Raw genomic sequence first — 14,098 nt, forward strand, 5'->3', positions numbered from 1 at the left:
GAGCCGGGCGCCGGCCGGCTCCGCGCGCGCGGGGGAGGGGGGTCAGGCGGCGGCGTTCTGCCGGCGGGCGCGGACGCTGGTGACCAGCTGGGCGCGGATGCGGGCGGGGACCTCGGGGGCGAAGCGGGCCAGGTAGTGGTTCAGGTGGGTCTCGTCGCCGGCGAGGAAGGGCAGGTCGAAGACCAGGAGCTTGCGCACCGCGAGCAGCGGGACGGGGGCGCGCAGCGGCCTGAAGGTGTGGTTCCACAGGCCGGGTTCCTCGCAGACCGGGTGGAACTGGCCGATCATCAGGCCCTGTTCGACGAACTCGTCCTTGGCCTTGCGCTGGAGCTCGTCCAGCACGGTGGAGTCCTCGCGGTCCAGCTGGGGCATGACCAGCAGGACGGTGAGCAGTTCGCGGTCGGACTCCTCCGTCAGGGCGGCGAGCAACTCGTCGTAGCGGGCGCGCAGTTCGGCGACCAGGCGGGGCAGGTCCCCGTCGGGGGAGCCGTCGGCGACGGCGATGTGGAACAGGCCGCGGCGCAGCGAGGGCTGGGTGTAGGGGCAGACCGGGCCGCTGCGGCCGAGGTCGGGGTGGGCGGTGGTGAGGAAGGCCCGCGCCCAGGCGAGGGTCTCGGCGGCCTCGGGGCGTTCGGCGGCGTGGCCGGCGTCGATCTGTCCGGCGCTGTACAGACGCAGCGCCGAGGAGCCGGCGGGGGCGGCGGGCAGGGCGGGGGCGGTCATCGGGGCCCCCGCCACACCGGGGCCAGGCGGGGGCCGCCGCCGGGCAGGGCGATGGCCTCGCCGAAGCGGGTGAAGCCGCCGCCGGCGAGCAGGTGGGCCCCGCCGGGGGAGCTGGTCTCGGCGTAGGCGGCCTGGCCGGTGGCGTCGACCTCGGCGAGGAAGGCGTGCAGCAGGGCCCGGCCGGTGAGGGTGCGGCGGGCGTCGGGGTGCACGCCGACGAAGGCGAGGTAGTGGTGGGAGCGGTGGCGCGGGTGGCGCAGGGTCTGCAGGCGGGTGATGGCGGCCAGGCGGCGGGCGGGCCCGTCGTGGCCGGCGGCGTCGATCGCCTCGGCGAGGGCCCGGGTGGCGGCGCCGTCCTTCGGGCCGGGGTCGTCCCAGTGGCCGGGCGGCAGGAACAGCAGCGCCCCCAGCGGCTCGCCGTCCTGCGCGGTGTCGTCGCCGGTGGCCCGGTGGGCGACCAGGGCGCCCCGGTGGGCCAGGCACTGCTCGACGTGGACGCGGAAGAAGGCGGGCATCACGCGGGCGCGGTGGCCGGGGTCGGGGAAGGCCCAGAGCATCAGCGCGTCGTCGGCGAAGGCGGCGGCGAGCACGTGGGCGAGGGCGTCCTCCTCGCCCGGGCGGGCCGGGCGCACGACGGGCCGCAGGGCGGGCCGCAGGGCGGTGCCCGCGGCGGCGGGCAGGGCGGTGGTGGTGGTCAACGGGCACTCTCCTCGAACGAGGGGGCGGACGAAGGGGAAGGCGGGTCAACGGTCACATCGGTCGTATCGGTCGTACCGGTGGTACCGGGGGCGGCGGTCACGTCGGGCGCACGGGATGCGGCGGTGGCACCGGCCGCACCGGCCGCACCGGCCGCGGCGGCCAGGGCGGTGACCCGCGCGTGCAGCGGCTCCACCCACTCCTCCGCCTCCGGCTTGATCAGCACGCTGCGCAGCACCCGGGCCCCGCCCGCGTCCGCGCGCACGCCGGGGTGGCGGCGGGTGAAGTCGGCGGCGTCCACGCGCAGCACGCTCAGGTAGACGGGGTCCCGCTCGTCGGCCATGCCCCGGCGCAGGACGTGCTCGCTGGCGGCGTCGATCGCCGACAGCGCGGGCGCCGGCGTCCCGGGGACAGTGGGGAAGTAGGTGAGGATGTCCAGCTGCGGCCGCTGGTGCAGCGTCAACTCATCGCTGTTGTCGATCAGTTCGGCCCAGGCCAGGGCGGCGCGCCGGCTCGCGGCCAGCCCCGCGCCCAGGCCCTCGGGGGTGAGCGGCAGCAGCTGCAGGGTCAGCCACAGCGCGGCGGCCGAGGCCCCGGCGCGCGAGCACTCCAGGCTGATCTCGCCCAGGTGCAGTTCGGCGTCGGTGAAGTAGGTGTACGGGGAGTCGTGGGCGAAGTGCCGCCCGATGCCGGGGTCGGCGAACAGCACCGCCCCGCAGCCGTAGGGCTGCAGGCCGTGCTTGTGCGGGTCGACGGTCACCGAGTCGCAGCCGGCCACGGCCCGCCACGGCGCGGTGTCCACCCCGAGCGAGGCCGCGAGCGCGTCGTCGGCGGCCAGCAGCGCGAAGAACCCGCCGTAGGCGGCGTCCACGTGCACCCGCGCCCCGTAGCGGCGGGCCAGCGGGAGGATCTCGTGCACCGGGTCGACGGCGCCGGGCCCGGTGGTGCCGCAGGTGACCACCACCGTGCCCACCCGCCCGGTGCGCAGCAGTTCCTCCAGCGCGCCGACGTCCATCCGGCCCTCGGCGTCGGCCGCCACCGCGTGGCTCTCGACGCCCAGGACGTGGCACATCCGGCTGTGGGTGTAATGGGCCTGGGCGCTGTGGGCGACGCCGAGGCCGGGGTGGCTCTGGCGCGCCACGTACAGCGCCTCCAGGTTGGCGATGGTGCCGCTGCTGGTCAGGTGGCCCACGTGCGCGGGCAGCGCGAACATGGCGGCGAGCTGCGCGACGCACTCGCGTTCCATGTCGTTGGTGGCCGGCCCGCCCTCGTAGGCGTGGTTGTTGGGGTTGAAGCGCATCGCCGTCAGGTAGCCCACGACCGCCGCCGGGTGCGGGGGCTTGACCATCTGCCCGGCGTAACGCGGGTGGAAGAACGGGTAGTTGTGCTCCAGGCGCTTGGCGAAGCGCTCGAACGCGGCGGCGAAGTCCGCCTCGTCCACCAGGTGCGAGGGGTGCGGCCGCAGCGGTCCGAACCGCTCGCCCCACCGCTCGGCCACCTCGGCCGCCCTCGGCAGCCAGTACCGCAGGTCCACGCTCCGGCCCTTCCCCTTCGAGTCCTTCGACAGACGGGGCCGGCGCGCGGGTGAGCAGCACGCCGGGCCCCCGGCGAGTACGAGCGTTCACCGCGAGCCGAGTCCTTGAGCGTTCCTCGACCGCGTCCGCAGCCACGGTGGCGGCGCCGCGCAAGGCGCCCGCAACACCCGCAGCTCACCCACCGCGGCGCCCGCCGGCCCCACCCGCACCGCCCCCCACCGGCCCGAAGGGCGCCGCCCGCGGCCCCAGCCGGACCCCAGCGCGGCACGAGCGGACGCTGCTGCAATCACCCCCGGACAAGGCCGCCCCCACCCGGGAGAGGCCGGGGGAGCCCACCCGGGAGGAGAGACGCGATGGTGACCAGACGCAGGATGATCGGCGCCGCCCTGGCGACCGGGGGAGGAGTCCTGCTCGTGCGCACCACCCAGCACCCGGCCGCCTCCGCCTCCGCCTCCGCCGCCTCCGCCGCGCAGGACGCGGGGCACGCCCACCCCGCGGGCGCCGCCGCCCCCGACCCGGGCCCCGACGCCGGCCCCGCGCTCGCCCCGAAGTTCACCACCGCCCTGCCGCTGCCCCCGGTGCTCAGCCCCGTCTCCACCGACGGCGGCGCCGACACCTACGCGGTGACCATGCTGCGCTCCTTCGCCCGCATCCTGCCCGGGCACCGCACCGACGTCCTCACCTACAACGGCGCCTTCCCCGGGCCCGTCATCCGCGCCCGCTCCGGACGGCCGGTGATCGTGCGCCAGACCAACCTGCTGGACGACCCGGTCTCCGTCCACCTGCACGGCTCCTCCGTCCCCGTCGACAGCGACGGCGGCCCGATGAACCTGCTGAACGCCGGCGCCACCCGCACCTGCACCTACCCCAACGACCAGCCCCACGCGAGCCTGTGGTTCCACGACCACGCCCACCACCTGGAGTCCGAGCACGTCTACCGGGGACTGGCCGGCACCTACCTGCTCACCGACGCCACCGAGGCCGCCCTGCCGCTGCCCTCGGGCCGCTACGACCTGCCCATCGCACTGCGCGACGCCCGCTTCGACGCCTCCGGCAACCTCGTCTACCGCATGGACGACGCCGCCGGACGCGCCACCATCCTCGCCAACGGCCGCCCCTGGCCCAAGGTCGACGTCGCCGCCCGCCGCTACCGCATCCGCCTGCTCAACTCCTCCAACCTGCGCTTCTTCTCCCTGCGCCTGGCCGACGGCGGCCCCATCACCTGGATCGGCTCCGACGGCGGCCTGCTGGAACGCCCCCACACCACCGACACCGTCGACCTCTCGCCCGGCGAGCGCGCCGACGTCGTCATCGACTTCTCCCGCTACCGCCCCGGCACGAGCGTCGTGCTCACCAACTCCATGCCGCCGGGCCCCGCCGAACACATCGGCCAGGTGCTGCGCTTCGACGTCGGCCGCCCCGCCCCCGACCCCTCCTCCGTCCCCGACCGGCTGCGCACCCTGCCGCCGCCGGGACCGGTGGCCCGCGAGCGCACCGTCGTGCTCAAGGTCGAGGAGGGCGGCGCCGGCGCCGCCCCGCGCGGCCTGATCGACGGCAAGGTGTACGACCCGGCCCGGGTGGACGCCGCCGTCGCCTTCGGCACCTCGGAGATCTGGACCGTCCACAACGCCAACACCGACATCCCGCACAACTTCCACCTGCACCTGGTGCAGTTCCGCGTCCTCCAGCGCAACGGCAGGGCCCCCGGCCCCGAGGAGTCGGGCCTCAAGGACACCGTGCGCCTGATGCCCGGCGAGAGCGTGCGCCTGCAGGCCGCCTTCGACTCCTACCGCGGCCGCTACCCCTACCACTGCCACCTGCTGGACCACTCCGCGATGGGCATGATGGCCCAGATGGAGATCGCCTGAGCACCCGAGAGCCCGGCCACCCGGCCACCCGGCCACCCGATCACCCGGCCACCCGGCCACCCGAGAGCCCGATCACCCGAGAGCCGGCCCCCGCCGGGCCGCCCGCCGTGACGCGGGCGGCCCGAGGACGCGTCAGGACGCGTGGATGCCCTGCCCCGGGGTGAGGATCCCCGCCGGGTCCCAGCGCCGCTTGGCCGCCACCACCCGCTCCCACAGCCCCCCGTAGTGGCGCTGCCAGTCCGCGCGCGTCATCCCCGGCACCGCCCCGATCAGGTACCGCTTGCCGCCCAGCTCCACCGCCAGGTCGTACAGCAGCCGGTTGCGCTCCAGCATCGCCGCCGTGTCCGACCCCGGCCCCGGGAAGGCCAGCAGGTCGAAGTGCCAGCCCACCTCCTCCCGCCCCGGCAGCACCGCCAGCGGCGCCTTCACCTTCGAGCGCAGGTACGGGTAGAACAGCAGCAGCCCCGCCCCCAGGTCGGCGGCGGTCAGCACCTCGGCGGCCCGCGCCATGAACGCCCGCGCCGTGGACGCCGGCAGGAACACGCTCAGCCACGGCTTGGGCAGCGCCCAGAACCCGGCCGCCCGCAGGTACCCCGAGAAGCCGTCCACCCGGTAGGCGTACTCCCGCCAGCTCTGCTCCACCACCTCCGTCTCCACCGGCGCCAGCCCCGCCAGCAGCGCCGCCCGGTCCACCGCCTGCCCGGCGTCCGCGAACGCCACCAGCTCCGCCTTGTAGCGCCAGCGCGAACCGTCCGCGCTGCGCACCACGTCGCCGACCTGGAAGTCGAAGCGGCGCCGGGCCAGCACCTTCTCCTGGTCGGCGAGGTAGGCGTCCAGGTCGTCGTAGTACAGCGAGAAGACGTGGGCGCGCTCGGGCACCCGCACCAGGGCGAGGGTGACGCGCACGATGACGCCGACCTGGCCGCCGCCGGCCAGCACCGCCTCGAACAGCTCGCGGTTGCGGGCGGGGGAGGCGGTGACCAGCTCGCCGGTGCCGGTCACCACGTCCAGCTCCAGCACGTTGTCGACCTGCATGCCGTGGCGCTGCACGCCGCCGCCGATGCCGCCGACGCTCAGCGTGCCGCCCACCGACAGGTGCAGGTAGTCGGTGAGCACCGGCGGCACCCAGCCCGCGGCCAGGCCCGCCTCGGTGACCTGCGCCCAGGTCGCCCCGGCCTCGACCACGGCGCGCCCCGGGCGCACCGAGACGATCTTCGACAGGCCGCGGGCGTCGATGGCGACGCCGCCGCGGGGGTTGGCCTGGCCGTAGCTGGAGTGCGACTCCAGTCCGGCCTCGCCGAGCTGCGCGAGGTCCCCGCTCTGCCCGTTGACGGCCACCGGGATGCGGTGGCGGCGGGCGAAGGCGACCAGCTGCTGCACGTCGCGCACCGAGCCGGGGCGCAGCACGGCCCGGGGCGCGGCGGTGACGAGGTGTCCGAAGTCGCCGGAGAAGCGCTCCAGGCCCTCGCCCCGCAGGGTCACCGTGCCGTCCAGGGCGGGCAGCCGGGCGATGTCGGCGCCGGTGTCCGTGCCGGTGTCCGCGTCGGCCTCGGTGGCCCAGGCGGCGGTGGCGGTGTTCCAGCCGATGACGGCGGTGAGGGCCCCGGCGCCGGCCGAGGTGAGGAGGGCGCGGCGCGACAGTCCTGACCTGCTCATATCAGAATTTCTCCGATCAGTCGTCAAATAGGGATTGTTGTACCGCAACTATCGGGTGATCACCTACTGGCGTGCACCGGTGATCTGCTGCTCGATGCGCCGCAGCTCGGCCATCGGGTACTCCCACATCCGCACCTGGTGGGCGGGGGCGTGGGCGGGAACGTGCGCGCACGCCGCCCGCGCCTCGTCCAGCAGTGCCTGCCGCGCCCCGGGCAGGTGGGCCACCCGCGGCCCCTCGGCGGCCTCCCGCAGGACGAACGCCAGCTTGTAGGCGTGGGCGGCCGGGCTGACGGCGAACAGCGCCCGGTACACCCACAGGCCCTCCTCGCCGCGCAGGATCCGCTCGTTGTGGCTCAGCAGCCGTACCCGGGCCTTCAGCACCATGTCCTCGTGCACGCTCATCGCGCCCGTCCCCCTTCGTGGTTCGTGTGGTCCCCCCTCCGCCCGCCGCCCCCGGTGCGGGGGCAGCACGCCGTGCGCGCCGGCCGCCCTGGAAAGGACGGCCGGCACGGGATGCGGAAGGGGATGCGCACGAGTCTGCGGGCGCGCACCGACGCGCGGCAAGGCGGAAGAAGGGTGGGCTGCGTCCTACCGAACCCTTGCCCGACCTGGCAGGATGGGGGTCGGCACCCTCCGGGCCGGGCGCCGCGGGGCCGAACTTTCGAGTCCGGACTCCCGGGCCCGGGTTCCCGAGCCCGAGCCCGAGCCCGAGCCCGAGCTCCCGAGGCGGAGCCGGAGGAGGCGGGCCGTGACCCACGTGCAACCGGGCTCCGACAACCGCACGACTAGACCGCGGGGACCATCCCGAGCAGCTCGCTCAGGCGGCGGACCGTGGCGGGCGACTCGCGGTGCAGGCCGGCGACGTCGAGGCCCTCGTCCCCCAGGATCATCAGCAGCGCCTGCTCCCCGATCGCCAGCACCACGACGTAGCCGCTGTTGCAGCGGGTGACCACGTCGCGCAGGCCGCCCACGCCGACCTCGGCCGCGGTGCGCCGGCCGAGGCCGAGCATGGCGGCCGACAGGGCGGCGGCCGACTCGGGGTGGACGGCGGCCGTGTCGGCGGCCACCAGCAGGCCGTCGGTGGTGGAGATGACGCTCTCCGAGATGCCCATGACCCGGTCGCGGAGGGACTTCAACTCGTCGACCAGCACGGCGGTCGGTGTCTGGCTGCTCATGGTGCGCTCTTCTCGCTCTGCTCGGTCGTCTCGGTGCGCGCGGTGTGCTCGGCGCGGTGTGCGTTCGGTGGACCGTCGGGAGCGGCCGCCGCTCCCTCGGATCGGGCGGGCGGGCCGCCCGGACCACCCGGACCACCCGGGCCGCGTCCGCCGCGGACGCGGCGCGGCAGCGGCCCGGTGTCGGCCGGCGGCGGTTCGCTCGTCGGCATGCGCGGGGCCACGCTCGGTGCCAGGGGAGCCGGGTGCGCCGGTTCCCGGTGGAGCAGGTGCCGGGCGTCCATCCGTACGAGGTCGAGGAGCACGGCGAACACGCCGCGTCCCAGGGCGAAGCCGAGGTCGCGCGCGGTGCGGCGGCCGGTGGCGGCGGCCAGGATCTCCCGGTAGCGGACCGGGATCCGCAGCGCGCCGGACTCGGCCCGGGCGGCAGGACGGATCCGGATGCGGGCCAGTTCGCCGGGCGGTCCCCAGAGGCGGGTCAGCAGGGCCGTCCGCCGGGCGGTCTCCTCGAAGAGCAGCTCCGGCTCGATGCCCGGGCGCAGCGCGATCCCGGCAGGCGGCGCCGCCTCGGCGGTCTCCCAACTGCCGGGCGGGCTCAGCGCCAGGGCGAAGGCCCCGTCGAAGGCGGCGGCGGCGCAGACGGCTTCGAGCTCGGCGGCGCCGATCGACCCCTGAGCCACCAGGGCCGCACCGAGGTCGCCGCCCCAGGTCGGGGGAGCGTCGGCCGGCCGGCCGACGGACGCGGCCGTCTCGGCGGACGCCCACTCCTCCTCGCCGACGCGCCGGGACTTCAGCAGCAGGGTCTCGGCGGTCGGGGCCCCGGGGGTCTCGACCGCGGCGACCAGACCCTGCTCCAGGTGGATCGTGCCGCCCGGTGCGCCGGAGACGGTGACCGAGCCGGTGAACTCCGTCCGGCGCAGCGCGAGCAGCAGCGCGGGCACGTTGCGCGCGGTGGGCGGAGCCGGCGTCGTGGGAGCCGCGGGCACGGCGGGCGGCGCCGTGTCGTGGGACGGGTCGGTCATGCCAGCAAGTCCTGCGCGCGGTCGGCGGTCTGGCGGACGGCCAGCGCCAGGTTGGTCCGTTCCCGGTCCAGCACGGTGGCCAGCAGCAGGGGGTCGCCCTTCCGGGACACCACCTGGACGACCTGGTGATGGCGGGTGCTGGTGACCACCAGGCTCTCCAACTCGCTCTCCGCCCCTGCCTCGTACAGCCGCTCGCCGATCAGGTTGGTCAGCTCGGCGAGTTCGGCCCCGGTCCCGAGCAGCCGGTGGTCCCCGGCGGACCGGTAGCTGAGACCTGTGACGGCGTCGACGAGCGCGGCACCGACCACTCCGGGGGAGCCGAGCACATCGGAGAGGGAAGCTTCGAGTGCGCGCACCAGTACCCCTTCACGTTCTGAACCCCGGCAGCGTACTTTATTCCATCATTTTCACGAGGTGACCACAACCGGTGGCTTCTTGCTACTTTGTTCCTGCACACGGGAGTTCCGCCCGGAAGTCACGCAAAGGACGAACAGCGCATGAACATTGACGACGCACTCAAGGACGCGATGGCCATCGAGGGGGCCATCGGAGTGGCCGTGGCCGACTACGAGAGCGGTATGTCGCTCGGGTTCCTCGGCGGGGGGCAGCAACTCGACCTGGAGATTGCGGCCGCCGCCAACACCGAGGTCGTTCGTGCGAAGATACGCGCCCTGGCCGCGCTGTCGATCGACGATGTCATCGAGGACGTCCTGATCACCCTCGGCACCCAGTACCACCTGATCCGCCCGCTGACCCGCGGTCACGGCTCGCTCTTCCTCTACCTGGCGCTGGACCGCTCGCGCGCCAACCTTGCGCTCGCCCGGCACGGTCTCAAGCGCATCGAGGCCGCTCTCGACGTCTAGCCGAGGCCGGGCCGGCGGCCCGGGTGTCCGCGCCCCGTCCGGAACGCCCGCTGGAAACCGCCAAGCCCTGCCCGAAGGACCGTCCGGAAGGCCCCGCGCGGGCCGCGTGCCGCGCGTGGAATTCCGGGCGGAGCGAATGCGGGGTGTTACGAACCGACTACGGAGATCCGTCCGCGGGAATCGGGCCGCGAATTTCGCGGGTGTGCGCCGAGCACGGAGATGCGTGACTTTCCGATGACTGGGCGTCATATGCGCCCGCTGTTCCGGCCGGCGACGGGGCGCCGGAATACCGTGGTCGAACCGTCGAACCGTCGAACCGTCGAACCGTCGAACCGTCGAACCGTCGAACCGTCGAACCGTCGGTGCGCCGGTGTTTCGGCGGTGCCGCGGAATCGGCTCGACCACGCCGCGCGCGGCACGAAGGAGCGACCCCGACCCGCCTCGACCGAACGGCGTCGGGTCTAGCCTGGGCCGCATGTTCGTACTTGAGCTGACGTACACCGCCGACGTGGAGTCGATCGACGCCGTGCTGCCCCGGCACATCGAGTGGCTCCGGGAGCACTACGCGGCGGGCACCTTCCTCGCCTCGGGGCGCAAGGTGCCGCGCGACGGCGGGGTGATCCTCGCGGTGGGACCGGACCGGGCCGCCATCGAGGCGCTGGTGGCCACCGACCCGTTCGTGCGGGCCGGGTTGACCGAGTACCGGGTGACGGAGTTCCTCGCCACCACCACCGCCGAGGAGTTGGCGGCCCACCGCCAGCAACTGCCCGCCTGAGCCCTGCCGCCCCGCCCGTCCCCGTCCGTCGGTGGTGCCCCGGGCCGTTCGCGCGGTTCGGGGCACGGTCGCGTTCTGGCTACGATCGGTGAGCGCGGAGCGACGACGTATCGCGAGTACCGACTTTCGGCGGGAGAAGACGGATGGCACACGCACGGGCCGGGCAGCCGGCGCAGCCCGGTGACCTGGTGGACGTGGCGCGGCTGGTGACGGCGTACTACGCGCTGAACCCGGACCCGCAGGAGCCCGGGCAGCGGGTGGCGTTCGGGACCTCGGGGCACCGGGGCTCGTCGCTGGACGCGGCCTTCAACGAGGACCACATCGCCGCGACCACGCAGGCGATCTGCGAGTACCGGGCCGAACAGGGCGTCGCGGGCCCGCTGTTCCTGGGCGCCGACACCCACGCCCTGTCCGAGCCCGCCCGGGCCACCGCCCTGGAGGTGCTGGCCGCCAACGGCGTGCAGGTGCTGATCGACGCCGCCGACGGCTACACCCCCACCCCGGCGGTCTCCCACGCGATCCTCGCCCACAACCGGCGCAGCCCCCGCGCGCTGGCCGACGGCATCGTGGTCACCCCCTCGCACAACCCGCCGCGCGACGGCGGCTTCAAGTACAACCCGCCCAGCGGCGGCCCGGCCGGCTCCCAGGCCACCGGCTGGATCCAGGACCGCGCCAACGAGCTGATCCGCGAGGGCCTGCGCGGCGTCAAGAAGGTCCCCTACGCGCGGGCGCTGGCCGCCGCCACCACCGGGCGCCACGACTACCTCACCGCCTACGTCGAGGACCTGCCCTCCGTCCTGGACCTGGACGCGGTGCGCGACGCGGGCCTGCGCATCGGCGCCGACCCGCTCGGCGGGGCCTCGGTGGCCTACTGGGCGCGCATCGCCGAGACCCACCGCCTGGACCTGACCGTCGTCAACCCGGTGACCGACCCGACCTGGCGGTTCATGACGCTCGACTGGGACGGCAGGATCCGCATGGACTGCTCCTCCCCGGCCGCGATGGCCTCCCTCATCGGCCGCAAGGACGAGTACGCCATCGCCACCGGCAACGACGCCGACGCCGACCGCCACGGCATCGTCACCCCCGACGGCGGCCTGATGAACCCCAACCACTACCTCGCGGTGGCCGTCGACTACCTCTACCGCCACCGCGCCGACTGGCCCGGCGACGCCGGCGTCGGCAAGACCCTGGTCTCCTCCTCCATGCTCGACCGCGTCGCCGCCGACCTCGGCCGCACCCTGGTGGAGGTCCCGGTCGGCTTCAAGTGGTTCGTCGACGGCCTGCTGGAGGGCTCGATCGGCTTCGGCGGCGAGGAGAGCGCCGGCGCTTCCTTCCTGCGCCGCGACGGCGGGGTGTGGACCACCGACAAGGACGGCATCCTGCTCGCCCTGCTGGCCTCCGAGATCACCGCCGTCACCGGCGCCACCCCCAGCGCCCACTACCGCGAACTGACCGAGCGCCACGGCGCCCCCTCCTACGCCCGCGTGGACGCCCCCGCCGACCGCGAGCAGAAGGCCCGCCTGGCCCGGCTGTCCCCCGAACGGGTCGGCGCCGGCGAGATCGCCGGCGAGAAGATCACCGCCGTCCTCGCCAAGGCCCCCGGCAACGGCGCCCTGATCGGCGGCATCAAGGTCTGCACCGAGAACGCCTGGTTCGCCGCCCGCCCCTCGGGCACCGAGGACGTCTACAAGATCTACGCCGAGTCCTTCCACGGCGACGAACACCTCGCCCGGGTCCAGGACGAGGCCCGCGCCCTGGTCGGCGAGGTCCTGCGGGGCTGACCCCCGCACCGGGCGGCCCCGGCCCGGCACGTTCCGCCGGACCGGGGCACCCCCGGCACCTCCCGGGCCCGCCGCCCGGGCCTGCCGGGTCGGGGCACCCCCGCACCTCCCGGGCGTTCCTATCGGACGCCGCCGTCCTCGCGGACGCGACCGCCGGGTTCCGGCCGGTCCGGCCCGGGGGCGGGGCCGGCGGGATCCGGGGCCCGCCCGCCGGCGTCGCCCGCGTGCGGCAGGAGCTCGGCGATGATCTCGGTGCCGAGTGCGTACGCCGGCACCCCCGCGGTGATCAGCGCGGTCTCGGCGACGCCGATGAGATCGGTGATGCCCGCCCCGGCATGGAGCGCGCCCCGGGCGTGGATCCGGGCGGGGTGTGCCCGGCCGAGGGCCAGCAGCTGCCCGAAGTGGACGAGCTGCTGCACCCGCGATCCCAGCGGACTGTCGGTCAGCACGATGTGGCGCAGCTCCGCGAGCGCCTCCTCGGTCGGCAGCCGGCCGAACTCCCGGGCCAGGCGCAGCCGCTCCTGCACCCCGGCGGGAACGGTCGCGAGGGTGGAGCGGTAACGGTCGCGCACGGCCTGCGTGCGGGAGTCGAGGGTGTCGTCCGTCATGACGCGACCCGCGCGATCGCGGCGCGCACGGCCTCCCGGGCACCCGGGGGAAAGTCCACGGCCCCGCCGATCGCCGCGGCGGCGATCTCGGCCTCGGCGCTCTCCTCGATCGCCACCACGAGGTGGGCGGTGGCCGCCGAGTCCGGGCCGAACACCAGGAGGCCGTGGTTGGCCAGCAGGACGGCGGCCGTCGTCGGGCGCCGCCGCAGCACGTCGGCGATCCCGCGCACCGACACGTCCGATCCGCGAGGTCCCCAGGGGACCACGGGGACCTCCTCGGCCTGTCCGAAGCGCAGCATCGGCTCCGTGCGGCAGGGCAACGGCCGGTGGGCCACGGCGAAGGCGGTCGCGGAGGGCGAGTGGGTGTGGATGATCGCGCCCACGTGCGGGCGGGCCCGGTACACGGCGCTGTGCATGGCGATGATCTCGGCGCTGACGGACCGCAGCCCGCCGTCGAGGACCTGCCCGTCGAAACCGACGGTCGCCAGCTGTTCGGGCTTCAGGCCGCGGACGAACCCCGGTGTCAGCAGGAGCCGTTCGCCGTCGAGCCGGGCGCTCAGGTTGGCGTGCCCCGAGTGGGACATCACGCCGGCCGCGAAGAGCTTCTCCGCGGCCTCCACCAGCTGCCCGGCCAGCTGTCCGCGGACATCCCCGTCGCTCATGGCGGTACCTCCAAGTGTGCTGCCGGCGGCTCTTGTTCGCCGCCGTCCACGTGTCGGCCACTCTTCAGCTTGAACTAAGGTTCAAGTCAAACGCCCGGGCCGACGAGGAGCAGGAGCAGCGGAAGGTGCAGCGGAACACGCGCATGACGATCGGCCGACTCGCCGAGATCACCAAGGTGCCGGCTTCGGCCATCCGGTACTGGGAGCGCCACGGCCTGCTGCCCGCGCCCGAGCGCGAGGGCGGGCAGCGGCGCTACCCGCCCGAGGCCGCCGAACGGATCACCGTACTGCGCACCTTCCAACAGGCCGGGCTGAGCCTGGCCGAGATCGGGGAGTTCCAGCGGGAGCAGCCGCGCCGGGAGGTCATGATCCGCGCCAAGATCACCGAGATCCAGCAGCGCATGGTCGATCTCGACCACGCCCACCAGCTCCTGACCCACGCCCTCGGATGCGGCCAGGAGGACATCGTCCAATGCCCCAAGTTCCGCCGGCAGATGGCGCAGTGGCGGACGGCGAACCCGGCGCCGTGACACGATCCCGGTCACCGGCCGGTCGGCGACGACGCCCCGGGCGCGCGCCCGCCGGGCCCGCTGTGCCCGCTCAGGCGCCCGCCGGCTGCGCCCGCTCCGGGCCCGGCGCGGGCCGGCGCTCGTCGCGCGTGGTCGCCGCCGCCACCGCACACGCCACCCGCGCCAACACCACCGCCTCTAACGGGAACCCCCACCCTCCCCGCC

The 14,098-nt window shown here is 74.9% G+C and carries 15 protein-coding genes; 5 read left to right on the forward strand and 10 right to left on the reverse strand.

The window, feature by feature from the left end; all coding sequences use genetic code 11:
- Positions 1-42: 42 nt before the first annotated feature.
- Genes ACFVGO_RS38320 through ACFVGO_RS38330 form a run of 3 tightly spaced genes read right to left on the reverse strand, consistent with a single transcriptional unit; the run spans position 43 to position 2,953 of the window.
- Positions 43-723, reverse strand: a complete 681-nt coding sequence (locus ACFVGO_RS38320; RefSeq protein WP_359906325.1) for a DUF6875 domain-containing protein — start codon at positions 721-723, stop codon at positions 43-45.
- Positions 720-1,421: a hypothetical protein gene (locus tag ACFVGO_RS38325; RefSeq protein WP_380636817.1), complete on the reverse strand. Its 702-nt coding sequence runs from the start codon at positions 1,419-1,421 to the stop codon at positions 720-722. Before ACFVGO_RS38325 ends, ACFVGO_RS38320 begins: the two co-directional genes overlap by 4 nt.
- Positions 1,418-2,953: a pyridoxal phosphate-dependent decarboxylase family protein gene (locus tag ACFVGO_RS38330; RefSeq protein WP_380636818.1), complete on the reverse strand. Its 1,536-nt coding sequence runs from the start codon at positions 2,951-2,953 to the stop codon at positions 1,418-1,420. Before ACFVGO_RS38330 ends, ACFVGO_RS38325 begins: the two co-directional genes overlap by 4 nt.
- 354 nt (positions 2,954-3,307) lie before the next feature.
- Here ACFVGO_RS38330 and ACFVGO_RS38335 point away from each other — a divergent pair, with 354 nt between their 5' ends.
- Positions 3,308-4,822, forward strand: a complete 1,515-nt coding sequence (locus ACFVGO_RS38335; protein ID WP_359906334.1) for a multicopper oxidase domain-containing protein — start codon at positions 3,308-3,310, stop codon at positions 4,820-4,822.
- Between the two features lie 132 nt (positions 4,823-4,954).
- On the opposite strand, the gene ACFVGO_RS38340 is transcribed toward ACFVGO_RS38335, so the two are convergent.
- From ACFVGO_RS38340 to ACFVGO_RS38360, 5 genes are all read right to left on the reverse strand, one after another.
- Positions 4,955-6,478, reverse strand: a complete 1,524-nt coding sequence (locus ACFVGO_RS38340; RefSeq protein WP_380351781.1) for an FAD-binding protein — start codon at positions 6,476-6,478, stop codon at positions 4,955-4,957.
- Between the two features lie 63 nt (positions 6,479-6,541).
- Complete coding sequence (locus ACFVGO_RS38345) at positions 6,542-6,880, reverse strand: hypothetical protein (protein WP_359906340.1); 339 nt, start codon at positions 6,878-6,880, stop codon at positions 6,542-6,544.
- A gap of 383 nt (positions 6,881-7,263) precedes the next feature.
- Positions 7,264-7,653, reverse strand: a complete 390-nt coding sequence (locus ACFVGO_RS38350) for a roadblock/LC7 domain-containing protein (protein ID WP_063350516.1) — start codon at positions 7,651-7,653, stop codon at positions 7,264-7,266.
- On the reverse strand, positions 7,650-8,672 hold the full coding sequence (locus ACFVGO_RS38355) for a hypothetical protein (RefSeq protein WP_380636820.1): 1,023 nt from the start codon (positions 8,670-8,672) through the stop codon (positions 7,650-7,652). Before ACFVGO_RS38355 ends, ACFVGO_RS38350 begins: the two co-directional genes overlap by 4 nt.
- On the reverse strand, positions 8,669-9,028 hold the full coding sequence (locus ACFVGO_RS38360) for a hypothetical protein (protein ID WP_359906346.1): 360 nt from the start codon (positions 9,026-9,028) through the stop codon (positions 8,669-8,671). The genes ACFVGO_RS38355 and ACFVGO_RS38360 overlap by 4 nt, the downstream gene beginning before the upstream one ends.
- Positions 9,029-9,169: 141 nt before the next feature.
- On the opposite strand from ACFVGO_RS38360, the gene ACFVGO_RS38365 reads away from it, so the two are divergent.
- The 3 genes from ACFVGO_RS38365 to pgm all read left to right on the forward strand — a co-directional run bounded on the left by ACFVGO_RS38365 (position 9,170) and on the right by pgm (position 12,094).
- Complete coding sequence (locus ACFVGO_RS38365; RefSeq protein WP_359906349.1) at positions 9,170-9,535, forward strand: hypothetical protein; 366 nt, start codon at positions 9,170-9,172, stop codon at positions 9,533-9,535.
- 475 nt (positions 9,536-10,010) lie between these two features.
- The gene (locus ACFVGO_RS38370) at positions 10,011-10,310 is read left to right on the forward strand and encodes a YciI family protein (protein ID WP_359906352.1); all 300 of its coding nucleotides are present in this window, start codon (positions 10,011-10,013) and stop codon (positions 10,308-10,310) included.
- A gap of 143 nt (positions 10,311-10,453) precedes the next feature.
- Positions 10,454-12,094: a phosphoglucomutase (alpha-D-glucose-1,6-bisphosphate-dependent) gene (pgm, locus tag ACFVGO_RS38375; protein WP_359906354.1), complete on the forward strand. Its 1,641-nt coding sequence runs from the start codon at positions 10,454-10,456 to the stop codon at positions 12,092-12,094.
- A gap of 119 nt (positions 12,095-12,213) precedes the next feature.
- On the opposite strand, the gene ACFVGO_RS38380 is transcribed toward pgm, so the two are convergent.
- Entirely contained in the window at positions 12,214-12,702 is a 489-nt protein-coding gene (locus tag ACFVGO_RS38380) for a carboxymuconolactone decarboxylase family protein (protein ID WP_359906356.1), read from the reverse strand.
- Positions 12,699-13,364: a class II aldolase/adducin family protein gene (locus tag ACFVGO_RS38385; RefSeq protein WP_359906358.1), complete on the reverse strand. Its 666-nt coding sequence runs from the start codon at positions 13,362-13,364 to the stop codon at positions 12,699-12,701. Before ACFVGO_RS38385 ends, ACFVGO_RS38380 begins: the two co-directional genes overlap by 4 nt.
- A gap of 143 nt (positions 13,365-13,507) precedes the next feature.
- On the opposite strand from ACFVGO_RS38385, the gene ACFVGO_RS38390 reads away from it, so the two are divergent.
- Positions 13,508-13,894 (forward strand): MerR family transcriptional regulator, encoded by a 387-nt coding sequence (locus ACFVGO_RS38390; protein WP_359906360.1) that lies wholly within the window; start codon positions 13,508-13,510, stop codon positions 13,892-13,894.
- The last annotated feature ends 204 nt before the right edge of the window (positions 13,895-14,098 follow it).

Source organism: Kitasatospora sp. NPDC057738, assembly GCF_042798815.1.
Lineage (GTDB): Bacteria > Actinomycetota > Actinomycetes > Streptomycetales > Streptomycetaceae > Kitasatospora > Kitasatospora lactacystinica.